This is a genomic window from Mycobacterium sp. IS-1590 (genome assembly GCF_001500025.1).
Classification (GTDB): domain Bacteria; phylum Actinomycetota; class Actinomycetes; order Mycobacteriales; family Mycobacteriaceae; genus Mycobacterium.
Genome location: NZ_LQIW01000007.1, coordinates 34,142 through 56,426 on the forward strand (window position 1 = coordinate 34,142; position 22,285 = coordinate 56,426).

Annotated in this window: 25 protein-coding genes and 4 tRNA genes; 16 read left to right on the forward strand and 13 right to left on the reverse strand. The window is 66.3% G+C overall.

From position 1 onward, the window contains the following. The first annotated feature begins 122 nt into the window (after positions 1 to 122). A complete protein-coding gene (locus AU197_RS07150) occupies positions 123 to 872 on the forward strand; it encodes a cysteine hydrolase family protein (protein ID WP_064401921.1) in 750 nt (249 codons plus the stop codon). Beyond that, on the forward strand, positions 872 to 1,558 hold the full coding sequence (locus AU197_RS07155) for an AmiS/UreI family transporter (protein WP_082696548.1): 687 nt from the start codon (positions 872 to 874) through the stop codon (positions 1,556 to 1,558). Before AU197_RS07150 ends, AU197_RS07155 begins: the two co-directional genes overlap by 1 nt. Positions 1,559 to 1,858: 300 nt before the next feature. Here AU197_RS07155 and AU197_RS07160 read toward each other — a convergent pair. From AU197_RS07160 to AU197_RS07170, 3 genes are all read right to left on the reverse strand, one after another. After that, positions 1,859 to 1,935: transfer RNA gene (locus AU197_RS07160), tRNA-Phe, on the reverse strand. Positions 1,936 to 1,977: 42 nt separating this feature from the next. Then, positions 1,978 to 2,054 (reverse strand) — tRNA-Asp (locus tag AU197_RS07165). A 33-nt stretch (positions 2,055 to 2,087) separates the two neighbouring features. Continuing rightward, positions 2,088 to 2,160 (reverse strand) — tRNA-Glu (locus AU197_RS07170). 161 nt (positions 2,161 to 2,321) lie between these two features. Here AU197_RS07170 and AU197_RS07175 point away from each other — a divergent pair. From AU197_RS07175 to AU197_RS07185, 3 genes are all read left to right on the forward strand, one after another. Then, on the forward strand, positions 2,322 to 3,716 hold the full coding sequence (locus tag AU197_RS07175; protein ID WP_064401844.1) for an RNA-guided endonuclease InsQ/TnpB family protein: 1,395 nt from the start codon (positions 2,322 to 2,324) through the stop codon (positions 3,714 to 3,716). Positions 3,717 to 3,879: 163 nt separating this feature from the next. Then, a tRNA-Lys gene (locus AU197_RS07180) sits at positions 3,880 to 3,955 on the forward strand. A gap of 58 nt (positions 3,956 to 4,013) precedes the next feature. Next, positions 4,014 to 4,364 carry a hypothetical protein gene (locus AU197_RS07185; RefSeq protein ID WP_064401845.1) on the forward strand — a complete coding sequence of 117 codons (351 nt, stop codon included), beginning with the start codon at positions 4,014 to 4,016 and terminating at the stop codon, positions 4,362 to 4,364. Positions 4,365 to 4,423: 59 nt separating this feature from the next. On the opposite strand, the gene AU197_RS07190 is transcribed toward AU197_RS07185, so the two are convergent. Continuing rightward, entirely contained in the window at positions 4,424 to 5,458 is a 1,035-nt protein-coding gene (locus tag AU197_RS07190; RefSeq protein ID WP_064401846.1) for an oxygenase MpaB family protein, read from the reverse strand. 68 nt (positions 5,459 to 5,526) lie between these two features. Here AU197_RS07190 and AU197_RS07195 point away from each other — a divergent pair, with 68 nt between their 5' ends. Beyond that, positions 5,527 to 6,111: a TetR/AcrR family transcriptional regulator gene (locus AU197_RS07195; protein WP_064401847.1), complete on the forward strand. Its 585-nt coding sequence runs from the start codon at positions 5,527 to 5,529 to the stop codon at positions 6,109 to 6,111. Positions 6,112 to 6,117: 6 nt separating this feature from the next. Here the strand turns inward: AU197_RS07195 and AU197_RS07200 are convergent, their stop codons facing one another. The 3 genes from AU197_RS07200 to AU197_RS07210 all read right to left on the reverse strand — a co-directional run bounded on the left by AU197_RS07200 (position 6,118) and on the right by AU197_RS07210 (position 7,703). Beyond that, positions 6,118 to 6,534, reverse strand: coding sequence for a PASTA domain-containing protein (locus AU197_RS07200; protein ID WP_064401922.1), 417 nt, complete (start codon positions 6,532 to 6,534; stop codon positions 6,118 to 6,120). Between the two features lie 158 nt (positions 6,535 to 6,692). After that, the gene (locus tag AU197_RS07205) at positions 6,693 to 7,118 is read right to left on the reverse strand and encodes a hypothetical protein (protein WP_064401848.1); all 426 of its coding nucleotides are present in this window, start codon (positions 7,116 to 7,118) and stop codon (positions 6,693 to 6,695) included. Between the two features lie 126 nt (positions 7,119 to 7,244). Next, positions 7,245 to 7,703, reverse strand: coding sequence for a PASTA domain-containing protein (locus tag AU197_RS07210; RefSeq protein ID WP_231744851.1), 459 nt, complete (start codon positions 7,701 to 7,703; stop codon positions 7,245 to 7,247). A gap of 212 nt (positions 7,704 to 7,915) precedes the next feature. Between AU197_RS07210 and AU197_RS07215 the strand changes: the two genes are divergently transcribed. The 4 genes from AU197_RS07215 to phoU all read left to right on the forward strand — a co-directional run bounded on the left by AU197_RS07215 (position 7,916) and on the right by phoU (position 13,130). Next, entirely contained in the window at positions 7,916 to 8,914 is a 999-nt protein-coding gene (locus AU197_RS07215) for an acyl-ACP desaturase (protein WP_064401849.1), read from the forward strand. Next, positions 8,911 to 10,071 (forward strand): tRNA dihydrouridine synthase DusB, encoded by a 1,161-nt coding sequence (gene dusB, locus AU197_RS07220; RefSeq protein ID WP_064401850.1) that lies wholly within the window; start codon positions 8,911 to 8,913, stop codon positions 10,069 to 10,071. The genes AU197_RS07215 and dusB overlap by 4 nt, the downstream gene beginning before the upstream one ends. Positions 10,072 to 10,256: 185 nt before the next feature. Further along, a complete protein-coding gene (locus AU197_RS07225; protein ID WP_064401851.1) occupies positions 10,257 to 12,368 on the forward strand; it encodes an LCP family protein in 2,112 nt (703 codons plus the stop codon). Positions 12,369 to 12,461: 93 nt separating this feature from the next. Further along, positions 12,462 to 13,130, forward strand: coding sequence for a phosphate signaling complex protein PhoU (gene phoU, locus AU197_RS07230; protein WP_064401852.1), 669 nt, complete (start codon positions 12,462 to 12,464; stop codon positions 13,128 to 13,130). Between the two features lie 18 nt (positions 13,131 to 13,148). Here phoU and pstB read toward each other — a convergent pair whose 3' ends face one another. The 6 genes from pstB to AU197_RS07260 all read right to left on the reverse strand — a co-directional run bounded on the left by pstB (position 13,149) and on the right by AU197_RS07260 (position 18,856). After that, on the reverse strand, positions 13,149 to 13,925 hold the full coding sequence (gene pstB, locus AU197_RS07235) for a phosphate ABC transporter ATP-binding protein PstB (protein ID WP_064401853.1): 777 nt from the start codon (positions 13,923 to 13,925) through the stop codon (positions 13,149 to 13,151). Positions 13,926 to 13,934: 9 nt separating this feature from the next. Further along, positions 13,935 to 14,849, reverse strand: a complete 915-nt coding sequence (gene pstA / locus AU197_RS07240; protein WP_064401854.1) for a phosphate ABC transporter permease PstA — start codon at positions 14,847 to 14,849, stop codon at positions 13,935 to 13,937. Beyond that, positions 14,846 to 15,889: a phosphate ABC transporter permease subunit PstC gene (gene pstC / locus AU197_RS07245; protein WP_064401855.1), complete on the reverse strand. Its 1,044-nt coding sequence runs from the start codon at positions 15,887 to 15,889 to the stop codon at positions 14,846 to 14,848. Before pstC ends, pstA begins: the two co-directional genes overlap by 4 nt. Before the next feature lie 48 nt (positions 15,890 to 15,937). Then, on the reverse strand, positions 15,938 to 17,062 hold the full coding sequence (pstS, locus tag AU197_RS07250) for a phosphate ABC transporter substrate-binding protein PstS (RefSeq protein WP_064401924.1): 1,125 nt from the start codon (positions 17,060 to 17,062) through the stop codon (positions 15,938 to 15,940). Between the two features lie 130 nt (positions 17,063 to 17,192). Beyond that, positions 17,193 to 18,080, reverse strand: coding sequence for a mycothiol synthase (mshD, locus tag AU197_RS07255; protein ID WP_064401856.1), 888 nt, complete (start codon positions 18,078 to 18,080; stop codon positions 17,193 to 17,195). Then, a complete protein-coding gene (locus tag AU197_RS07260; protein ID WP_064401857.1) occupies positions 18,077 to 18,856 on the reverse strand; it encodes a winged helix-turn-helix transcriptional regulator in 780 nt (259 codons plus the stop codon). The genes mshD and AU197_RS07260 overlap by 4 nt, the downstream gene beginning before the upstream one ends. 160 nt (positions 18,857 to 19,016) lie before the next feature. Here AU197_RS07260 and lmeA point away from each other — a divergent pair, with 160 nt between their 5' ends. The 6 genes from lmeA (at position 19,017) to AU197_RS07285 (ending at position 22,135) form a co-directional block, all read left to right on the forward strand. Then, on the forward strand, positions 19,017 to 19,832 hold the full coding sequence (gene lmeA / locus AU197_RS07265) for a mannan chain length control protein LmeA (protein ID WP_231744852.1): 816 nt from the start codon (positions 19,017 to 19,019) through the stop codon (positions 19,830 to 19,832). After that, positions 19,829 to 20,251 carry a thioredoxin family protein gene (locus tag AU197_RS07270; RefSeq protein WP_064401858.1) on the forward strand — a complete coding sequence of 141 codons (423 nt, stop codon included), beginning with the start codon at positions 19,829 to 19,831 and terminating at the stop codon, positions 20,249 to 20,251. Before lmeA ends, AU197_RS07270 begins: the two co-directional genes overlap by 4 nt. 29 nt (positions 20,252 to 20,280) lie before the next feature. Continuing rightward, positions 20,281 to 20,373: an Ms5788A family Cys-rich leader peptide gene (locus tag AU197_RS26810; protein WP_353612127.1), complete on the forward strand. Its 93-nt coding sequence runs from the start codon at positions 20,281 to 20,283 to the stop codon at positions 20,371 to 20,373. 111 nt (positions 20,374 to 20,484) lie between these two features. Then, a complete protein-coding gene (locus AU197_RS07275) occupies positions 20,485 to 20,961 on the forward strand; it encodes a DUF4395 domain-containing protein (protein WP_064401859.1) in 477 nt (158 codons plus the stop codon). A gap of 36 nt (positions 20,962 to 20,997) precedes the next feature. Next, positions 20,998 to 21,831, forward strand: coding sequence for a sulfurtransferase (locus tag AU197_RS07280; protein WP_064401860.1), 834 nt, complete (start codon positions 20,998 to 21,000; stop codon positions 21,829 to 21,831). A gap of 1 nt (position 21,832) precedes the next feature. Beyond that, complete coding sequence (locus AU197_RS07285; protein WP_064401861.1) at positions 21,833 to 22,135, forward strand: DUF1416 domain-containing protein; 303 nt, start codon at positions 21,833 to 21,835, stop codon at positions 22,133 to 22,135. Positions 22,136 to 22,285 lie beyond the last annotated feature (150 nt).

Here is a 22,285-nt window from a genome sequence, read left to right on the forward strand (position 1 = left end):
CTGACCGGGCTTCTCCCCGTGGGACGCTCACGACGCGCACGTCACCTCGATGTAAACGCCCGCAGCCGTGGGCATTTCACTGCGGCGCGCGAGACCCGTCCACCCACGAGAAAGTGAACACGTTGACCACCATCATCGACACCCCGTCGCGGCTGACTCCTCTGGAGCCGGTCGCGCTCGATCCCGCGGCCTTCCCGCCCACCAACGTCGCCGCCATCCCACCCCTTGCCGCGCATTGGCAAAAGCTCGACTTCCGCGAGATTCTGAGCCGACCGGCGGCCTTCTTGTCGGTCAGCCAGTCCAATTCCCTCTACAAGCCCGGCGGTGTGCAGTACGCGGAAGGTCACGCGCTGCGCGGCAGCCTCGAGGCGACGGTGAAGGCCGTACGGGCGGCACGCAAAGCACCGAACTTCCTGTCGTTCAACTGGATCGGTTTCTCGGTGTTCCGCAAGGACTATCCGCAGACGACCTTCGACCGTGTCCAGTACGAGAGTTGGACCGGCCACATCGACGCGACGCCCGAGCAGATCGCCTGGGACAACGCGCTCGTCGACGAGCTGCGCGAGCTGGTGGAGCCCGGTGATAGCGAGCTCTACGAAAAGGCGCTTCAAACCGCGTTCGTCGGCACCGACCTGCCGGGTGCACTGATCCGGCAGAAGATCGAGGTCGTCGTCATCACCGGAATCCACCTCGACTGGTGCATCGAAGGCAACGCCCGCGCCGCGCGCGACCACGGGTTGCTGCCCATCATCATCGGTGACGCGACCGGCGCCGCCCGCCCCGACCAGGAGCCGGCCGCATTCAGCCGCATCAACGAGTTCTTCGCCCCGGTGATCTCGTCGGATCAGTTCGTGGAATGGGTGGGGCGCTGATGGGCAACGTGGGTCTGCTCCTCGTCGGCGTCGTCCTGTTCGTCAACGGCCTGGTCTCCATCGGAGTGGTCAAGCCGAGAAGCGCCGCGCCGCTCAACGTGTTCGTCGGCGCGGCACAGGTTGTCCTGCCCACGCTGATCCTGGTGCAGGCTGGTGGTGACACCGGCGTCGTCAACGCGACCTGGCCGAGCCTGCTGTTCGGGTTCACCTACCTGTGGTTCGGGCTCATCCAGATCTACGACCTCGAGCCGCAGGGGTTCGGCTGGTACAGCGCGTTCGTCGCCGCGATCGCACTGTTTCACGCGGTCAAGAACATCGGCACCGATCCGGTGTTCGCGGTCATCTGGGCCACGTGGGCGCTCATGTGGACGCTGTTCTTCGTGCTGCTCGGTTTGGGGATCAGCCGGTTCCGGTCGTTCGACCTCGGCCACTTCACCGGGTGGGTGCTGATCCTGCTCGGCATCCCGACGTGCACGCTGCCGGCGATCTTCCTGTTGAACGGCGCCTGGTCGTTATCGCCGTTGGCCGGGGTCGCGGCGCTTGCCGCCCTGGTGGCCGGCGTCGCCCTGTCGGCGGCGCTGGCGACGCGCACCGCACGGACGGACGAACCCGTACCGGTCGCTGCGCCGGCCCCGGTCGAGGTTGTGCCCGCCGACGGGGAGCTGGCCGTGCCGCAACCGGTTTGACAGCGATCCAGATGCCCCGGCGGCTTCGGGATACCGGAGCCGCCGGTTGCGTTGTGCGGTGGAATGCGATCTCGCTACCGGATTGTTGACGGTGCCGTCAGACTTTGTGTGAAGACAATTCGTTTGTGGGTAGCCGACGGATGGTGACGGGTGTGGGATCGGCTGCGTCGGGGGCCCGTCACAAGGCGGTCGTCGGTGCAGCCGTGGCGTTGAGAGCACAGCCCTCTGCCGATGATCGCCGGTTCCCGCTCGCCGGTTTCCCTCGACGGCAAGATCCCTCGAAGGGCACAAGCGACTCTGTGGTGGCCAGGGCCGGGATCGAACCGGCGACCTTCCGCTTTTCAGGCGGACGCTCGTACCAACTGAGCTACCTGGCCCGGAAGGCACCGCTCGGGCGTAACCCAGATGCCTCGCCGCAATGGCGACCCTGACGGGACTCGAACCCGCGACCTCCGCCGTGACAGGGCGGCGCGCTAACCAACTGCGCCACAGGGCCTTGCTTGCGTCCCATCGTACGGGTCGCTGCGCGTACCCCCTACGGGATTCGAACCCGCGCTACCGCCTTGAAAGGGCGGCGTCCTAGGCCGCTAGACGAAGGGGGCCCAGCCGAATCTCTCCGGGGTACTCGCAACGCGATGACGTTGGGAGCTTCGATAGCTTAGGTTATCGGCACCGGAATCCTCAAACGAGGGCTACGCGGACGCTTCGCGTTGCCAGAAAGCGGCCTTCGGTTGTCGGTGGCGGGTGCAATGCTGGCTCCACGATGACGCGCCACACCACGTTCGAATTCTGTCTCGACCCGACAGTTGAGCAGCGTGACGCGCTGTTCCGTCACGCGGGAGCGTCCCGGTTTGCGTATAACCAGTGCCTGCGAATGGTCCAAGCCGCACTGAGCGCCCGTCGCGCCGACGAGCAGGTAACTGTGCCTCGCAGCGGCTTCGATCTGATCAACGCGTTCAACCGATGGAAGAAGTCCGAAGCTGCTGGTCGGGTGTGGGCCGTGAGCAACGACGGAGCTGTCGAACTTGTGTCCACCGGCCTCGCGTGGCGATATGAGGTAAGCCAGCAGGTGTTCGAAGAAGCGGCAGTCGACTGCGCTCGCGCCCTGACGGCCTGGTCGGACTCACTCTCCGGACGGCGCAGGGGCAGAAAGATCGGATTTCCACGAATCAAGAAGAAGAAAGGCACCCGCCCCCGATTCCGATTGCGTAATACCCAGCGCAAGGGCCGCCGGCCGACGATCCGTGTAGGTGACACCGGCCGCACGCGTTCGATCACCTTGCCCCAGATCGGTGTCGTGGCTGTCCGCGACGACACTCGCCGGCTTCGCCGAATGCTCGCTCAAAACCGCGCAAGGATTCCGTTCGCAAGTGTCAGCAATCGTGCCGGCCGGTGGTGGGTGGCGCTGAACGTGGAAGCCGACGATCTACACCCCTCGCATCGTCACCCAGCAAGATCAGAGGACGATCACGGTGGCTGGGTCGGTTTAGACCGTGGGCTGACTGCATACGCAGTCGCCGCCGAAGCCGACGGAACAATGGTCGCGCGCATCGGGGCGCCACCGCGGGCCCTGCGTGGCGCGATGACCCGGCAACGACGGCTGGCCAGGAGGCTGGCCCTACGGAAGCGAGGATCACGCCGCCACGAAACCACCCTGCTGAAACTTCGACGGCACCACCATCGGGTCGCCAACGTCCGCCGCCACTTTCTGCATGAAATCTCCAACTCGCTGGTCAAGACTCACGACCGACTGGTTCTGGAGGACCTGAATATACGCGGGATGCTAGCGAATCACCGTCTTGCTAAGTCTATTTCGGATGCGGCGTGGTCTGAGTTCGCTCGCATCTTGACCTACAAGCAACGCTGGCGCGGCGGCCAAGTCGTCTATGCGAACCGCTACTTTCCTTCCACCAAAACATGTTCGCGTTGCGGTGCGAAACGGACGGACCTGAAGCTTGCGGATCGCATCTTCAGCTGCGAATGCGGCCATACCGCCGACCGTGACCACAACGCCGCGGTCAACTTGGCTCGCTGGGCTCAGCGGACCCATGGCACCGACCGATTCCCGGACCCCAAGCAGGAGGCCGGGTCACCAATGCCCGTGGACGAAACGGCGGCGAGCAGCATCTCTTTGATGCTGGCGACCCCGCTTCGGTAGAAGCGGGAACCGAGGTTGCACTTACAGTGAACCGAGGACGCCCGAGAAGGGCGGTGCCGACCATCTCAGCGAGTAGTCGGCACGCTGGATAGCTCAGTTGGTAGTCCCAACACGAGACCACAGCGGTTGCGCGGATCGCAAAGGCCTCCGATAGAGTGGCTGCGCCCCCGTAGCTCACTCGGAAGAGCAGCGGACTTTTAATCCGCGGGTACGGAGATCGAAACTCCGCGGGGGCACCACAATCCCTCTCATCAAGCAACCCGAACACGAACCGGGGCACTGAGGTAAATTCCGGCCATGACACGTCTCCGTGTCCGTCGGCTCGCCACGCGCGCCCTGGTGGCCCTCGCCATCGGGGCGGGCATTGTGGCGGGCATCATGGTGATCACAGGTCTGCCGATCGTGTCGAATGCCTGGTCCGCCGCGACAGAGCCGGCGTATGTGATTCCGGCAGAGTCGTCGATGTGGCGATTCACGCCGACTCAGATGAATGAGGGCTCCGGCGACTGGTGGGTCTACGGACAGGACGACCGCAACTACTACTACTTCACGGGGTCGGGAGAACCGCCCTACCTCGTCATGCCCAAAGTAGAGGCGACGGCGTGCGCCGGGTTCGAGAGCACGGACCATCGCACCTGGTGTCGTTGACCGGCTGCCTCCCAACAGTTGGCAAGCGGCACAATTACATTCAGGGCGTTACCGCCGCATCAGACCTGCGGACAGTAGAACTGCGGCTGACCGCGGTATTCCACCGGCGGGAGGTTACGCGCGGGTGTCTCCACCAGCGGCGCGTCCGCCGGCAGCCGTCCCGTCGCGCGGTCGATCGCAGAACGCTTGCGCGGGTGCATCAGCCACCGTTTGGGCAACACCCTGGTGGCCAGCGTCACGACATCGCAGAAGCGGCGGTGAAGCCACTCTTGGCGGGGTGACCAGTCATAACCCATCAACTCCCGAACCGGCGGATCGTAGAGGGCGACGGTCATGAAGGTCAGAAAGCGTTGCATCACTTTGAGGTTCAGCCGCCACAACGGATCCGGGATCCACTCCAGCGACGGGTGCTTGGGCATCGTCGAGAGATCCATCACCTCCCGGGCCGCCCAGTTGTTCTCCAAGACGTTGTTGCACATGTGATCCCAGTACTCCTGGAATTCTTCCCACGTCTTGGGCACCGGCCGCATACTCATCCCGTACATCCGGTACCAGGTGATGTGTTCGTCGAACAACTGCCGCTTCTGGTCCTCGGTCAGCCCGCCGCCGAACTTCTCGGCGGCCAGCAGCGTCGACTTGAAGAACGTCGCGTGCGCCCAGTAGAAGACGTCGGGGTTCAGCGCGCTGTAGCGTCTGCCGCGCTCGTCGGTGCCTTTGATGCCGACGTGGTAGTCGCGGACCTCCGCGCCCGTCTTCGGCGCCCGGTCACCGTCGAACACCACGCCGCCGATCGGGTAGATCGAACGCAGCAGCCGCGGGATCCGCTCCATGAAGAAGATCGAGTGCTCCTGCACGGCGGCACCCAACTGCGGGTGCATGTTCTGCATCGAGCCCGCCCAGGTGCCTTGGAACAGCCCCGTCCACTGACCGAAGTACCGCCACGTCAGCGAGTCCGGGCCGAGCGGAACAGGTGGCGCGTCGTAGCCGCCGGAGGTCACCGGACAGCCCGCCGCCAGCACAGGCGCGTCCTCCTGCCCTTCGGACGGATAGCGCTCCCGCGACACGGGGCACGTTTCAGACGTATCTTGAGTCACTGGTGTACTTCCGTCCGGATGTAGCAGATTCTGACTACGGGCGTTGTCATGCCGAGCTTAGGAGGGATGTGCCTTCGGGTCAAAGACGGGGCCGATGGTCGGGCGTGCCGCTGCAGGACCGTCAGATGCTTCGCCGTGACGAACTCATCGCCGCCGGGGTGGAGCTTCTCGGCGCCGCCGAGGGCCCGTCCCTGACCGTACGGGCCGTATGCCGCGCGGCCGGGTTGACCGAGCGTTACTTCTACGAAAGCTTCGCCGACCGCGACGAGTTCGTGCGTGCCGTGTACGACGACGTCTGCGCCAAAGCCATGTCCACCCTGACGTCCGCAGAAACCCCGCGCGACGCCGTCGAACGGTTCGTCGCCCTGATGGTCGACGACCCGACTCGAGGCCGGGTTCTGCTGCTCGCGCCGGCCAGCGAACCGGTGCTGACGCGCTCGGGCGCCGAGTGGATGCCCAGCTTCATCGAGCTGCTGCAGCGCAAGCTCACCCGCATCACCGATCCCGACCGGGCGGCGATGGCGGCCACCGGGCTGATCGGCGCGCTGACCGCACTGTTCACCGCGTACCTCAACGGCAGGCTGGCCGCCACGCGTGAGCGCTTCATCGACTACTGCGTCGAGATGCTGCTCGGCCGGGTGTCGAGCCGCTAGACCCGCCTACTCGTCCGGCGTGACCGGCGCTTCCAGCTCTTCCAGTTCCTGATTCTCGGCCTCCTCCTCGGCCTTGGACTTGGCCGCCCGCCCGAGCGGATTGGCCACGGACGCACCGGGATTGGTCGCTGTCGCATAGCCACCCGCACAGTTCAACGCGAGGTGGACCTGGGTCCCGGAGGCGTCGATGCGAAGAAACGACGCGTCCCAGGCGTTGGTGACGATGCAGTCACCTTGATCGAGTTTGTCCCCAACGCGAGCGGCGACCACCGCCGTGTCGCCCTCCTCCTCGATGGCCGAGACCGCGTCGGAGTAGGTCTGCCCCACGACGTCCGGGGCTGCCGCCGCCGTCGCCGCGCCGAACAGAGCCATCGCCGGCACCGCGGCACCGACCGCGCTGAGCCCCCAAATTCGCATTCGCATCGTCTGCTCGCCTCCGTGAGTGTGCTCCGGAGCGGGCGATGACTCGTGGTCGTCCACCCCGGGCGTGGATTCCACGCCACCTTCACGGGGTGGTGTGAACGTTGCGATGCGCTGAGGTTGACGCCGGGTGAAAACCGTTGCCGACTATGAAGACTGCGTTAATTGTCGGGCGTGACGGGCGATTCCAGCTCTGACAGTTCCTGCTTCTCGGCTTCCTCTTCGGCCTTGGACTTGGCCGCGCGTCCGAGTGGATTGGCAACGGAGGCACCGGGATTGGTGGCGGTTGCGTACTCGCCGGCGCAGTTCAGCGCCACCGACATCTCACTCTCGTCGGCCTGGCTGATCCGCAGGAACGACGAGTCCCAGATGTTGGTGACAATGCAATCGCCGAGGTCCAGTTTGTCGCCGACCCGAGCGGCGACAACCGCCTTGCCCCCCGCGTTCTCGATCCGTTCCTGAGCGTCGGAGTACTTCATGCCCACGACGCTGGGAGCCGCCGAGGCGGTGCCCGCACCGAACAGGACGGCCGATGCCGCCGCGACGCCCATCGCCGACATGAAGCCGATGGAGATGACCTTCTTCATGTGCCCCAACCTCCGTGTCCGGGCGATGACCGCCGTGTAAACGCTGGTGGCAGTCTATTGCGGTTGGGTATACACCGCCACCGGAGCGAATGGCCGGGTTGTGGAGGGCCTGAGCTGCCCGAAGGCTCAGTTGTCCGGCGTCACCGGGGCGGCCAATTCCTGCTCTTCCAGCATCGCCGCCTCGCGTGCGGCTTTCGCCTGCCGACGTTGCTGCTCAGCCTTGGCGTCGCGGCCGACGGGGCTCATCGCGGAGTTGCCCGGCGCCCCGGGCGCGGCGACGGCCGCATTGCAGTTCAACGCCACCATGACATCGCTGTTGGAGACCGGGCGCCCCCGCGAATTCGGGCGGCGGACCGCGGCGTCCCATGCGTTCGTCACCAGGCAGTTGCCCTCGTCGGCGCCGCTCCCGACCCGTGTTGCGACCACGGCGTTGCCGCCGTACTGCTGGATGATCTTCTTGGCGTCCTTGTACGGCCGGTCGACGACGTCGGGGACCGCGGCGGCCTGGCCCGCTCCCACGAGCGCGGTACCGGCCGCTATCGCGGCAACGGCCGCGCCTGCCCACAGATGCCGCAACCTGAGCAACGCCGCCTCCGAGTCTCCAGTGATGCCGAATTGGGGGCCGTAGATGTTTGCCCGACGGGGATACTACAACGACGGATGCGCCTGATGTGGCGGTTGTGACACGGTTGCCCGGAACTTGATGTCACCGGGGGACACAGATATATTGACTGCAACCAACGGGTACAGATAACTAACCGGGTGGGGCTCTCGCACGCGAGAAGGAGTAAGGATCAATGCACGAGAACTTGACTGACCTACATCTGCTGCATGAGCTCGAGCCTGTCGTCGAGAAGTACCTCAATCGGCACTTGTCGATGCGCAAGGACTGGAATCCGCACGACTACATCCCGTGGTCGGACGGCAAAAACTATTACGCACTGGGCGGCCAGGATTGGGACCCCGAGCAGTCGCAACTGTCCGAGGTCGCGCAGGTGGCGATGATCCAGAACCTGCTGACCGAGGACAACCTGCCGTCGTATCACCGCGAGATCGCGATGAACATGGGCATGGACGGCGCCTGGGGCCAGTGGGTCAACCGGTGGACGGCCGAGGAGAACCGGCACGGTATCGCGCTGCGTGACTACCTCGTCGTCACCCGGGCGGTCGATCCCGTTCAGCTGGAGCAGCTTCGCGTCGAGCAGGTCACCCGCGGCTTCTCACCCGGCCAGAACCAGCAGGGCGACCTCTTCGCCGAGAGCCTGTTCGACTCGGTCATCTACGTGACCTTCCAGGAGTTGGCGACCCGCGTGTCGCACCGCAACACCGGTAAGGCGTGCAACGAGACCGTCGCCGACCAGCTGCTCGCGCGGGTCTCGGCCGACGAGAACCTGCACATGATCTTCTACCGCGACGTCAGTGAGGCCGGCTTCGACATCGCGCCGGACCAGGCGATGCATTGCCTGCACCGGGTGCTGCGCAACTTCAAGATGCCCGGGTACACGGTTCCGGAGTTCCGCCGCAAGGCCGTGATCATCGCCGTGGGCGGCGTCTACGATCCGCGCATCCACCTCGACGACGTGGTGATGCCGGTCCTCAAGAAGTGGCGGATCTTCGAACGCGAAGACTTCACCGGCGAGGCCGCGCGTATGCGCGACGACCTGGGTGTGCTGGTCGAGGAGCTGGAGGAGGCCTCGCAGAAGTTCGAGGAATCCAAGCAGCGTCGCCTCGAGCGCGAGGCGCGCAAGGCCGAGAAGCTCTCCGCGAAGAAGGTTCTGGCCTCCTCGCCCTCATGACGGTCCTGGCCGACGAGCGCGAACTGCTGATCGGCCCGATACGGCTTCGCAGCCCGGTCGTACTGGCGCCGATGGCCGGTGTGACCAACGTCGCGTTCCGCACCCTGTGCCGCGAACTGGAGCTGGCCAAAGCGGGCACGGTCAGCGGCCTGTACGTGTGCGAGATGGTCACCGCGCGAGCCCTCGTCGAGCGGCATCCGGGAACCATGCACATGGTGACGTTCGCGCCCGACGAGGCGCCGCGTTCGTTGCAGCTGTATTCGGTCGACCCCCAGAACACTTACGCGGCGGCGAAGATGATCGTCGACGAAGGGCTCGCCGACCACATCGACATGAACTTCGGCTGCCCGGTGCCCAAGGTCACACGGCGCGGCGGAGGTGCGGCCCTGCCCTATAAGCGCAGGCTGTTCGGGCAGATCGTCGCCGCCGCGGTCCGCGCGACCGAAGGCACCGACATCCCGGTGACGGTGAAGTTCCGCATCGGGATCGACGATGCGCACCGCACCCATCTGGACGCCGGCAGGATCGCCGCCGAGGAGGGCGCCGCAGCGGTGGCGCTGCACGCTCGAACCGCGGCTCAGCGCTATTCCGGCAAAGCGGACTGGGAGCAGATCGCGGCGCTCAAAGAGCACGTCACGGGCGTACCCGTGCTGGGCAACGGCGACATCTTCGAAGCCTCCGACGCGTTGGCGATGATGACGGCCACCGGATGCGACGGCGTGGTGATCGGTCGGGGTTGTCTGGGCAGGCCGTGGTTGTTCGCCGAGCTGTCGGCCGCCTTCACCGGGCGGCCCGCGCCCGCACCTCCCACGCTCGGCGAGGTGGCCTCGATCATCGTGCGCCACGGCGAACTGCTGGCCGCCCATTTCGGCGAGGACAAGGGAATGCGCGACATTCGCAAGCATGTCGCCTGGTACCTGCACGGATTCCCCGCCGGCGCCGACCTGCGACGGGCGTTGGCGCTGGTCAAATCCCTTGCCGAGCTCGAGGAACTGCTCGCCGGACTCGATGCCGATGTGCCCTTCCCCGAGGCCGCGACGGGTCCACGCGGCCGCCAGGGCTCTGCTGCCGCGGTCGCACTGCCCGAGGGCTGGCTGGCCGATCCCGACGATTGCACGGTGCCCGCCGGTGCCGAGGTCATGCACTCCGGTGGATAGCCGTCTCCCAGTCGTCTCCGTCCTGAGACGACTCTGACATCACATCTCTCAGGATGTCTCAGTACGATATGAGTCTCGTTCGTAATGCGCTCCCGTCGCGGAGTCACCCAGGTGCTGTAGCAATGGCGCGCGGCACCGTGTTCGCCCCTGAGCTGCACATGTTGAAAGTCGGAGGCCGGTAGGACATGAGTGACGGCGATAACGCCACTCCTGGCCCTCCCGACCCCACCGACGGCGAGAACCGGTGGCTGACCCGCAGTCAACGGCCGTCACCGGGTGCCGCTCCATGGGAGCGTGCGGACATCCCTCGCCGACAGGACCCGTCGCAGGCCGAAGCCCCCGAGGCCGAGCCCACCGGTAACCACACCGACGGCGTGACCGTCGCCGACCTCATTGCCAAGTTGTCCGGCGACGACGCGGTGCCGCCGGAACTGCGCCGTCGACGCCGCCGCGAACCCGAACCCACACCACCGGCACCGCCCACCGAGATCATCGCGGCGGTGCCCGACGAGCCGGCCGTCCCGGATCAACCGGCGGAGCTGGACGAACCTGAGCCGTTCTACGAGCCGCAGCCTCCCGCCGCCGGCGAGGCCAACGACGACACCGAGATCCTGCCGGTCGTCCGCGCGGATGCGGATCTGCCCGACCTGGCGCTCGTTCGCAGGCCCAGCCGGGTGCCCGCGGCGCACGCGGTCACCGCGCGCAGGCCCTCGAAGCCCCGCAGACGTCGGCACCACACGCTCATCGCCGGACGCGCGGTCGCCGCGCTGATCGCGGTGCTCGCGCTCGCGCTGACCGGCGGAGCGTGGCAGTGGCAGTCGGCGAAGAACAACATGATGAACCGGATCTCCGCGCTGGACCCCGATTCTCGCGACATCCTCGACCCCAACGCACAATTCGGTGACGAGAACTTCTTGATCGTCGGCGTCGACAGCCGGATCGGTGAGAACAGCGGCATGGGCGCGGGCACCACCGAGGACGCCGCGGGCGCGCGCTCGGACACCGTGATGCTGGTGAACATCCCGGCGAACCGGGAACGTGTTGTGGCGGTGTCGTTCCCGCGGGACCTCGCGATCGAACCGATGAAGTGCGAGCCGTGGGATCCCCAGACCGGTAACTACGGTCCGATCACCGACCCCGACTCGCCGATGTACGGCGCCGAGGAGGTCTACACCGAGTACAAGCTGAACTCGGCGTACGCCGTCGGCGGCCCCAAGTGTCTGGTCAAGGTCATCCAGAAGATGTCCGGACTTTCGATAAACCGTTTCATGGCAGTGGATTTCGCGGGGTTCTCCAAGATGGTGGATGCGCTCGGCGGAGTCGAGGTGTGTAGCACCACCCCGCTGGAGGACTACGAACTCGGAACGGTGCTCCCCCACGCGGGCCGGCAGATGGTCGACGGGCACACGGCTCTTCAGTATGTGCGCGCCCGACAGGTCACCACCGAGACCAACGGCGACTACGGGCGGATCAAACGCCAGCAGCTGTTCTTGTCGTCGCTGATGCGCTCGATGATCTCCAAAGAGGTGTTCTTCTCGCTGTCGAAGCTCAACAACGTCGTCAACATGTTCATCAACGACAGCTACGTCGACAACATGAACACCAGGGACCTCGTCACGCTCGGCCAGTCGATCCAGGGCATCGCCGCGGGCCGAATCACGTTCCTGACCGTGCCGACCACTGGCTACATGGACGAGTACGGCAACGAGCACCTGCGCGAGGAGGACACCCGGGCGATCTTCGACGCGATCATCAACGACGATCCGCTGCCCGAGGAGAAGAACGCCGACAACACCCCGGTGCCCGGGACGCCCGAGTCGTCGACCAACGCTGCGCCCGACTCGGCCACGCCGACCCACGACGCCCCGGCGTCGGGTGAGCTCGTGGACGCGGTCACCACGGATCCGGCCGACATCACGGTCCAGGTATCCAACTCCACCGGGGAGAACGGTCTGGCCGCGACGGCGGCCAGCGAACTGCAGACCCACGGATTCAACGTCACCTCCCCCGACGACTACCCGGGCCCGTTGGATTCGACGACGGTGTTCTTCTCGCCGGGCAACGAGGAGGCGGCAGCGACGGTGGCGTCTTCCTTCGCCAACGCCAAGGTGGAGCGCACCTCGGGGATGGGCGACACCGTGCGCGTGGTGCTGGGCAGCGACTTCCACACCGTCACCCCGCCCTCACCGAGCGGGTCGCCGGTGCAGGTGCACGTCGTGCGCGGATCCAGAAGCACCCCCACGCAGCTACCTGAGGATCTCGCGGTCACGAACGCGGCCGACACCAGCTGCGAGTGACCGCTCGGTCACACCGTTTCAGCAGGTGGGGTTCACCTTTCGTTCACCGCTCGCTTCATGCGGTTTCGGTGGTGATGCCCGTAGGGTGGAGGCATGCGTACCGCGTATCACGAGCAGCTAGAGGCTCTGACCAGCCAGCTCGGGGAGATGTGCGGGCTGGCGGGCGCTGCGATGGAGCGCGCCACCCAGGCCCTGCTGCAAGCCGATCTCGTGCTGGCCGAACAGGTCATCACCGACCACGAGCAGATCGCCGCGATGAGCGCACGGGCCGAGGAGTCGGCGTTCGTGCTGCTCGCCCTGCAGGCGCCGGTCGCAGGCGACCTTCGGGCCATCGTCGGCTCGATCCAGATCGTCGCCGACGTGGACCGCATGGGTGCGCTCGCGCTGCACGTCGCCAAGATCGCACGTCGCCGCCACCCCCAGCACGCACTGCCCGAAGAGGTGAACGGTTACTTCGCCGAGATGGGCCGTCTCGCGGTGGAATTGGGTAACAGCGCCCAGGAGGTCCTGGTGACCCGCGACCCGGAGAAGGCCGCCCGCATCGGAGAAGAAGACGATGCGATGGACGACCTGCACCGCCACCTGTTCACGGTGTTGATGGATCGGGAGTGGAAGCACGGCGTGGCGGCCGCGGTGGACGTGACCCTGCTCGGCCGCTTCTACGAGCGGTTCGCCGACCACGCCGTCGAGGTGGCCCGCCGGGTGATCTTCCAGGTCACCGGTAAGCACCCCGCCGAAGTCGACATCCCGGCGTCGCGCTGACGCGGGTGGGCGCAGGGCTCAGCCGAAGCGCCCGGAGATGTAGTCCTCGGTCGCCTTCTGCGTCGGGTTGGAGAAGATCTTCTCGGTGTCGTCGATCTCGATGAGCCGCCCGGGCTTACCCGTCGCCTCGAGGTTGAAGAACGCGGTCTGATCGCTCACCCGTGCCGCCTGTTGCATGTTGTGCGTGACGATGACGATCGTGAAGTCCTGCTTGAGCGTGGCGATCAGATCCTCGATCGCCAGTGTGGAGATGGGATCGAGTGCCGAGCACGGCTCGTCCATCAGAAGCACGTCGGGCTGCACGGCGATCGCCCGGGCGATGCACAGCCGCTGCTGTTGACCACCCGACAGTCCGCCACCGGGCTTGTCCAACCGGTCCTTGACCTCGGTCCACAGGTTGGCCCCGCGCAGCGAACGTTCGGCGACTTCGTCGAGCGTCTTCTTGTTGCGCACGCCCTGCAATTTCAGGCCGGCGACCACGTTGTCGCGAATCGACATGGTGGGGAACGGATTCGGACGTTGAAACACCATACCGATCGTCTTGCGCACACCGACCGGGTCCACTCCGGCGCCGTAGATGTCCTCACCGTCGAGCAGCACCGAGCCCTCGACGCGCGCACCGGGGATGACCTCGTGCATGCGATTCAGCGTGCGCAGCACCGTGGACTTTCCGCAGCCCGAGGGGCCGATGAAAGCGGTCACGTTGCGGGGCGGAACCGCCAGCGAGACATCGGCCACGGCGTGAAACGCACCGTAGAAGATGTTGACATCCTTGAGATCCAAGCGCTTGGCCATCGAAGTCTCCTAAACCTTCTTGGGGGCGAAGATCTTCGCGAGGAACCGCGCCCCGACGTTGAGTAAAGCGATCAGCAGGATCAAGGTCAGGGCGGCGCCCCACAACCGATCCGTGGGAACGGGATTGGCGCCAGCGCCCGCCGAGGTCTGGTCGTACATCATTCCGGGCAGCGAGCCCATGAAGCCGTCGAACATGTCGAAGTTCATCGCCTGCGAATAGCCGACGAGGACCAGCAGCGGTGCGGTCTCACCCATGACGCGCGCCAGCGCCAACATGATCCCGGTGACGATGCCGGACAGGGCGGTCGGAATCACAATGCGGACAATGGTTTTCCATTTCGGCACACCGAGGGCGTAACTGGCTTCGCGCAGGTCCATCGGCACGATGCGCAGCATCTCCTCGGTCGCGCGCACGATGACCGGGATCATCAGCAGCACCAGGGACAGCGACACCGCGAAGCCGGAGCGCGGGAAGCCGAACGTCGCCACCCACAGCGCGTAGATGAACAGCGCCGCGACGATCGACGGTACGCCGGTGAGGATGTCGACCATGAACGTCGTCACCTTGCCGAATCGTGTTCCGCCGCCGTACTCGACGAGGTAGATCCCCACGAACACCCCGACCGGAATCGAGATGGCCGCACACACCAGACCCTGCAGCAGCGTGCCCACGATCGCGTGGTACACGCCTCCGCCTGCCTGGAACGCCGTCATGCCAGCCTGCGAATTGGTGAACCAGACAGGCGATGTCAACGCCTTGAAACCCTTGACGATCACCGAGTACAGCACCCACAGCAAGGGAATCAGGGCGACCAGAACGCTCAGTGTGACCAGGATGGTGGCGACGTTGTTGGTCACCTTGCGGCGAAGGCTCACCCCCTGGAAGGTGGTCGCCTTGACCGGCCGGTCCAGCGTCGACGTCATTTCTGAGCCTTCCCGGCGACCGCGGCACGGGCCAGCGAGTTCACCACGAACGTCAGCACGAACAGCACCAGGCCGGCGGCGATGTAGGCGCCCGCCTTGTACTGGTCGTTGAATTCGCTTGCCGTGGCGGCGATCAGGCTCGCGAAGGTGTAGCCACCGTCGAACAGCGACCACCCGAACGCCTGCTGCGTCCCACGCAGGATGATCAACAGCGCGATGGTCTCGCCCAGGGCACGACCGAGTCCGAGCATGGCACCGCTGATGTAACCGGACATGCCGAACGGCAGTACGGTCGTGCGCACCACCTCCCAGCGCGTGGCACCGAGCGCGAGTGCCGCCTCGATCTGGCCTCGCGGCGTCTGAATGAACACCTCGCGGGTAACCGCGGTGATGATCGGAAGGATCATCACCGCCAGCACGATCCCCGCCGTGAAGATCGTTCCGCCGCCTGCCACCGACGCCGTTCCGGTCTCGAAGAGGAACAGCCAGCCGAGGTTCTCGTTCAGCCACAACGCAGCCGGTTTCAACACCGGGGCCAGCACGTAGAGCCCCCACACGCCGTAGATGATCGACGGCACCGCGGCCAGCAGGTCGACCATGTACGCCAGCGGACCCGCGACCCGCCGGGGGGCGTACTGGGTCAAAAAGATCGCGATGCCAAGGGCCACAGGCATCGCCAGCACGAGCGCGAACACCGACACGAACACCGTCACCTGCAGCAGGTCGAGGATGCCGAAATGCATCGCCGACGTGTCGGTGGTCTTCCAGGTGCCGCCGTAGAGGAAGAAGTTCTCCTCGTTGCGCGCCAACGCCGGAACAGCCCGCCACAGCAGGAACGCCCCGATGGCCGCGATCAGCGCGACGATGAAGGCGCCCGAACCCTGCGCCAGCCCGCGGAAGATGCGGTCGCCGACACGCTCTTTGGCGTTTCTCGACGGGTTGGTGCTTATCGGGGTCGGCTCGGGAAAGGGCGAAGCGAGCGCTTCACCCGATCCCGCGTCGGACGGATTGGGGATTGTCACCTCGAGCCTATCGGTCATCGGTCCAAGGACCTATCCTCACCGTATCCCCGGCGGCGCGCCACGAAACTAGGCAATCGCCTGGATGGATGTCAGGAGTCGCTCCTTGAAGCGGTCCGGCAGCGGCACATAGCCTGCGGGCGAGAGGTTCTGCTGACCGTCGTTGGCCGAGATCGTGAGGAACGACTTGACCGCCGCGGCGGTTTCGGGGTCGTAGCCCTTCGAGCAGACGATCTCGTAGGTGGCGAGCACCAACGGGTAGGCGCCGGGCTCCTTCGTCCCGTACAACGAGTTCAGGTCCAGCGCCAGGTCGTTGCCTTCGGCGGCGAACGTCGCAACGTCGATCGCCTTCCTGGCCGACTCGTCGGTCAGCTCGACCGCCCCTGCGCCACTGTCGATTTGGGCGAACGGCACACCACCCTGTTCGGCGAAACCCTTCTCCACGTACCCGATCGAACCGCCGGTGGCCTGCACGGCCTGCACGACGCCTGCCGACTTCTGGGCGCCTTCACCGGCGCCGCCCTGGAACTCGCTGCCATCACCCCTGGTCCAACTCTGGGGGGCCGCCGCGGCCAGGTACTTCTGGAAGTTGTCGGTGGTGCCCGAGGAGTCCGACCGGTAGATCGGCGTGATGTCTGTGTCCGGCAGGGTGGTTCCGCCGTTGAGGGCGGCGATCGCGGGATCGTTCCACTTGGTGATCTGTCCCTGGAAGATCTTGGCGAGCAGGTCGGCGTTGAGAACCAGCTTGTCGACACCTTCGATGTTGTAGGCCAACGCAACCGGGCCGAAGACCAGCGGAAGGTTCCATGCCGGGTTGCCGTCGCAGCGCTGGGCGGCCTGCTGGACCTGATCACCGGTGAGAGCCGAATCCGACCCGGCGAAATCGACCTGACCGGCGATGAACTGCTCGCGTCCCGCGCCCGATCCGGTGGGGTTGTACGACAGGTTCTTGCCCTCGCAGCGCTGACCCCAGACCTTGTTGAACTCGGCGATGGCGTTCTGTTGAGCCGTCGAACCCTCGGCGGTGACGGAGTTCTTGCCGCCGCACTCGGCGGCGGATGCAGCCCCGTTACCGCCCGTCGTCGGAGCGTTGTTGTCACTGCCACACGCCGACAGCGTCAAGGCCGCGATCGCGGCCGCCGACAACGTGGTCAGCAGCGGGCTGCCGGGGGTCTTGCCGAGGTTGAGCTTCACGAATCCCACTTTCGAATCGGACGACTTGAACTCCCTGGCAACGTATGCGGCGCCGGTGGACTAATCGCGGATCACAGGTGAACGGCCGGTGAACACGTTCAGTTGGTTCGCCGTGGTTTCCCAGCTAGCGCTAAAGACGCTGCGCATAGGCGGCGTCGACGGAGAAGACCGTGAAGCCGAGATTTCGGTACGTCTTCACGGCCGCCGAGTTATCTGCCTCCACGTAGAGCATCACGGCGGGATCCGCACTCGCCGACAGTCGCTCGGCGAGGTGATGGAGGCCGGTGAGGGTCAGCACTGCGCCGAGGCCCCGCCCCTGGGCCGACGGGTCGACGCCGACGACATAGACCTCGCCCAGGTCGGCGTCGTGGATCTTCGTCCAGTGGAATCCGAGCACCTCGTCCGTGCGCTCGTCGACGGCCATGAACAACCCCTGCGGGTCGAACCAGGGTTCGCCCCGGCGCTCGGCGATGTCGGCCTCGGTCCATCCGCCCTGCTCGGGATGCCAGACGAAGGCCGCGTTGTTGACGCGCAGCAGCGCGGCGTCGTCCTGCGGACCGGAGTAGGTGGTGATGCGGACACCGTCCGGCGCGGGCGTCGGCGGCAGGTCGGTCAGCGGGCGCCGCATCTGCAGCAGTTCGCGCACCACGGCCAGCCCGAGCGAGGACGCGGTGGCGCGCGCCGCCTCCAGGTTGCCGTGCGCCCACACGCGCGCGTCGCCTCCGCCCTCGGCCAGGCCCGTGCGCACCAGTGCCGCGCCGATCCCGCGTCGCCGCGAGCGCGGATGCACGACCGCCTCGGCCATCGCGGACTCGTGCTCCCCGGCCAGGTTCAGATAGCCGACGATGTCCGCGTCGTCGCGGGCCACCAGGTGACGGGTGCGGTCGTGCGGCAGTTCGCGCAGCACCTGCTCGCCGACCGGGGCGACGCCGTCGGCAGCGGTGGCGGCCTCGATCAGGTCATGGATGCGACGCTGCTCGTCGCCGGAGAGTTCGGTGCGCCAGAGAAGTTCCGTCACGGGCTTCGCAGCGGGTCGGCCAACGCCTCGGCGATACCGTCCGACGTCTCGAGCTCCACGCTGTCGATGTCGTCGGGCACCGCGGCGTCCTGGGCGGGCGCGCGACCCCGCGCCGGACGCACCGCTTTGTAGCCGACGTTGCGCACGGTGCCGATCAGCGATTCGTACTCGGGGCCGAGCTTGGCGCGCAACCGTCGCACGTGCACATCCACCGTGCGGGTGCCGCCGAAGAAGTCGTAACCCCAGACCTCCTGCAACAGCTGCGCGCGGGTGAACACCCGGCCCGCGTGCTGGGCCAGGTACTTGAGCAGCTCGAATTCCTTGTAGGTCAGGTCGAGGGGGCGACCGCGAAGCCGGGCGGTGTAGGTCCCCTCGTCGATCACCAGTTCGCCGAGGCTGATCTTGCCGACGTTCTCCTGGTTGGCCACCCCGCCGCGGCGCCCGACGAGCAGCCGCAGCCTCGCGTCGATCTCGGCGGGCCCGGTGCTGGGCAGCAGGATCTCGTCCAGACCCCACTCGACGTTGACGGCCACCAGGCCGCCTTCATTGACGACGGCCACCACGGGCACCGAGGTGCCGGTCGTGCCCAGCAGCCTGCACAACCCGCGAGCCGCGGCAAGGTCGGTACGTGCGTCGACGATCGCGACGTCGGCGCTGCCGGCCTCCAGCAGCGAGGAGACCTCGGTGGGCGCGGTCCGCACCGTGTGGGCGAGCAGCGACAGCGACGGCAGCACAGACTCAGGGTGTGGGTCGACTGTCAGTAGCAGTAGATCCAACTGGCCCTCCAGAAGCCATAGGGACCTCGCCTGGACATCTTTGTCGGTCGGTGACTTCCCAGATTCATGCTCGACATACGCCCGTTACCGGGGCGATGGCTTCCTAACGATAGCGCGCAACCCGCTTGTCAGCTGCGTCGACCGGAACGATGAGTCTGCCGTGGGCCAGAATGTGCGGGTGCGCAAGCTGCTGCTCGGAGTGTTGGCGACGGTGCTGGCGGTCGCCCTGTGCGCCGTCGGCGCCGATTTCGGGGCGGCGATCTACGCCGAATACCGGCTGGCCAGAAGCGTGCGCACCGCCGCTGACCTGCAACACGACCCGTCGGTGGCGATCCTCGGGTTCCCGTTCACCACCCAGGCGATGGACCGCCACTACGACGAGGTCGAGATCAGGGCCAACGGCGTCGACAATCGCGTCGTCGGCAAGGCGTCGTTGGAGGCGACGCTGCACGACATCGATCTGCCCGGCGATTCGTGGCTCGTCGAGCCCGGCGCGAGGCTGCGGGTCGGCAAGGCCGAGAGCCGCATCATCATCGACTCGACGCACCTGGGCCGGTTCATGGACATCCCGGATCTGCTGGTCGAGGCGCCGACGGGAGAGAGCAACGATGCCACCGGGGGCACCACCGAATCGGGTATCTCCAGCAACAAGGGCGTGGTGTTCACCGGGACACCCGCCAAAGCCGACTTTCACGACCGGGTGAGCGTCGCGGTGGACCTCGAGGTCGCCGGATCCGACCAGACGACGTTGGTGATGACGGCCACCGGCGTGCTGACCGGCCCCGGCACGGCCGACCAGGACGTGCCCGACGACAAGAAGGCCGCCGTGCTGGCCGCGTTCACCGCGAGCCTGCCCGGCCAGAAGCTGCCGTTCGGGCTGGCGCCGACGGCGCAGGGCGCCCGCGGTTCCGACATCATCATCGAGGGCATCGCCGAGGGAGTAACCGTCGCGCTCACCGAGTTCCATCTGTCATGAGCTCTTCCTGGGTGTTGGCGATCACCGTGCTCATCGCGGCGCTGGGCGTCGCCTATGTGATCGGGCGGCTGGTCGCGCTGCGATCGAATCTGCGCGCGGCGAGCGAGAAGGCGGCCGATGTCGACACCAGTGCCCTCGGCCTGTCGTCGACCGGACCGACCGTCGTGCACTTCTCCGCCGAGTGGTGCGGGCCGTGCGCCGCGGTGCGCCGGGTCGTCGACGAGGTCTGCGCCCAGCTGCCCGCGGTGGCCCACGTCGAGATCGACATCGACGCCAATCCGGAGGCCGCGCGGCGTCTTTCGGTGCTCTCGCTTCCCACCACCATCCTGTTCGACCGGGGCGGCCGGCCCCGCTACCGGACCCACGGCGTCCCCAAGGCCGCTGACCTGCGCTCGGCTCTGGAACCGCTGTTGGCTTGATCACCGTGTCGATTGGTAAGCTGTCCGGCGTGTCCGCCCGCCTCGAGCCGATGCTCACCAAGCGCCGCGCAGTCGATCTGTGCCGCGTCGCGGGTTCTTGCTGTTGTTGTTGCAGCTGCTGAGTAGCCGCGCCCTTCTTCGCGCCGCACTCGGGAGCGACCCATGTGGTCTTTCCCGTTTCAGCCCAGCCCGACCCGATGACCGCAACAGGAGCATGAATGCCAACGACGAACATGTCGACAACACGAAGCAGCACGCCGGCCCAGGTGGACGTGCGCGGGCCGCGGTTCGCCGCATGGCTCACCACCGTCGTGCTGGTGGCCACCCTGCTGCTGTGGCCGGTGAACCCGGTGCTCGCCGCGGTCGTGCTGGGCCTGCAGGCGGCGGTGTTCGCCATCGGAGCATGGCGCGGCCCGCGGTCGCATCCCTACGGCCTGGTCTTCGCCCGTCTGATCGCGCCGCGACTGGGACCGGTCACCGAAAAGGAGCCGGTGGCGCCGCTGAAGTTCGCCCAGTTCGTCGGGCTCGTCTTCGCGGTGGCCGGCGTCGTCGGGTTCGCGACCGGCCTGCCACTGCTCGGTCTGATCGCCACCGCCTTCGCGTTGGTGGCGGCGTTCCTCAATGCGGCCTTCGGCATCTGCCTGGGCTGCCAGCTCTACCCGCTCGTCGCGGGCGTCCGAAAGAACACAAGCGCATCGTCAACCGCATAGAACTTCAAACCTGAAGCAACCGAAAGGATTTCCTCTATGGCACGCTCCGACGTCCTGGTCACGGCTGACTGGGCCGAGAGCAATCTCAACGCACCGAACATCGTGTTCGTCGAGGTCGACGAAGACACCAGCGCCTACGACGGCGGCCACATCGAGGGCGCGGTCAAAATCGACTGGAAGACCGACCTCCAAGATCCGGTGCGCCGCGATTTCGTTGACCAGGAACAGTTTTCGAAGCTGCTGAGTGAACGTGGCATCTCCAACGACGACACCGTGGTTCTCTACGGCGGCAACAACAACTGGTTCGCGGCGTATGCCTACTGGTACTTCAAGCTGTACGGGCACCAGAACGTCAAGCTGCTCGACGGCGGCCGCAAGAAGTGGGAGCTCGACGGACGTCCGCTGTCCACCGAGGTCGTCAAGCGGCCCGCGACCAGCTACACCGCCAAGGCGCCCGACAACAGCATCCGGGCCTTCCGCGACGAGGTGATCGCGGCGATCAACAACAAGAACCTCGTCGACGTACGCTCCCCCGACGAGTTCTCCGGCAAGATCCTGGCTCCGGCGCACCTGCCCCAGGAGCAGAGCCAGCGACCCGGGCATATCCCGAGCGCCATCAACGTTCCGTGGAGCAAGGCGGCCAACGACGACGGCACCTTCAAGTCCGACGAGGCGCTGGAGAAGCTGTACGCCGAGGCCGGGCTGGACGGTGAGAAGGAGACCATCGCTTACTGCCGCATCGGTGAGCGCTCGTCGCACACTTGGTTCGTGCTGCAGGAGCTGCTCGGACACAAGAACGTCAAGAACTACGACGGCAGTTGGACCGAATACGGCTCCCTGGTGGGGGCCCCGATCGAGTTGGGAAATTGATATGTGCTCTGCCCCGAAACAAGGCCTGACGTTGCCCGCCAGCGTCGACTTGGAGAAGGAGACGGTGATCACCGGCCGCGTCGTGGACGGGTCGGGACAGACCGTCGGCGGCGCGTTCGTGCGGCTGCTGGACAGCTCGGACGAGTTCACCGCCGAGGTGGTCGCGTCGGCCACCGGTGACTTCCGGTTCTTCGCCGCGCCCGGCACCTGGACGCTGCGCGCGCTGTCGAAGGTCGGCAACGGCGACGCCGTCGTCGCGCCGTCGGGCGCGGGCATCCACGAGGTCGACGTCAAGGTCGCCTGAGATCCACCGGCTCGAAACTGAACTTGTGGGCGACGACCCGCGCGGACTTTGCACACGAGTTCAGTTTCGGCGCACCGGGCCGACGCACTCGGCCTCCCGCGGCCGACTAGACTCGTGCCCGTGGTGCTGTTCTTCGAACTCCTGCTCGTA

Coding starts and splice junctions, on each gene's coding strand:
- AU197_RS07275 (WP_064401859.1), top strand. CDS start 20,485: ATGTCGACAACACGAAGCAGCACGCCGGCCCAGGTGGACGTGCGCGGG.
- AU197_RS07270 (WP_064401858.1), top strand. CDS start 19,829: ATGAGCTCTTCCTGGGTGTTGGCGATCACCGTGCTCATCGCGGCGCTG.
- AU197_RS07200 (WP_064401922.1), bottom strand. CDS start 6,534: ATGCGAATGCGAATTTGGGGGCTCAGCGCGGTCGGTGCCGCGGTGCCG.
- pstC (WP_064401855.1), bottom strand. CDS start 15,889: ATGACCGATAGGCTCGAGGTGACAATCCCCAATCCGTCCGACGCGGGA.
- AU197_RS07215 (WP_064401849.1), top strand. CDS start 7,916: ATGCACGAGAACTTGACTGACCTACATCTGCTGCATGAGCTCGAGCCT.
- AU197_RS07225 (WP_064401851.1), top strand. CDS start 10,257: ATGAGTGACGGCGATAACGCCACTCCTGGCCCTCCCGACCCCACCGAC.
- dusB (WP_064401850.1), top strand. CDS start 8,911: ATGACGGTCCTGGCCGACGAGCGCGAACTGCTGATCGGCCCGATACGG.
- pstA (WP_064401854.1), bottom strand. CDS start 14,849: ATGACGTCGACGCTGGACCGGCCGGTCAAGGCGACCACCTTCCAGGGG.
- AU197_RS07185 (WP_064401845.1), top strand. CDS start 4,014: ATGACACGTCTCCGTGTCCGTCGGCTCGCCACGCGCGCCCTGGTGGCC.
- AU197_RS07205 (WP_064401848.1), bottom strand. CDS start 7,118: ATGAAGAAGGTCATCTCCATCGGCTTCATGTCGGCGATGGGCGTCGCG.
- AU197_RS07285 (WP_064401861.1), top strand. CDS start 21,833: ATGTGCTCTGCCCCGAAACAAGGCCTGACGTTGCCCGCCAGCGTCGAC.
- pstB (WP_064401853.1), bottom strand. CDS start 13,925: ATGGCCAAGCGCTTGGATCTCAAGGATGTCAACATCTTCTACGGTGCG.
- AU197_RS07155 (WP_082696548.1), top strand. CDS start 872: ATGGGCAACGTGGGTCTGCTCCTCGTCGGCGTCGTCCTGTTCGTCAAC.
- AU197_RS07280 (WP_064401860.1), top strand. CDS start 20,998: ATGGCACGCTCCGACGTCCTGGTCACGGCTGACTGGGCCGAGAGCAAT.
- AU197_RS07175 (WP_064401844.1), top strand. CDS start 2,322: ATGACGCGCCACACCACGTTCGAATTCTGTCTCGACCCGACAGTTGAG.
- phoU (WP_064401852.1), top strand. CDS start 12,462: ATGCGTACCGCGTATCACGAGCAGCTAGAGGCTCTGACCAGCCAGCTC.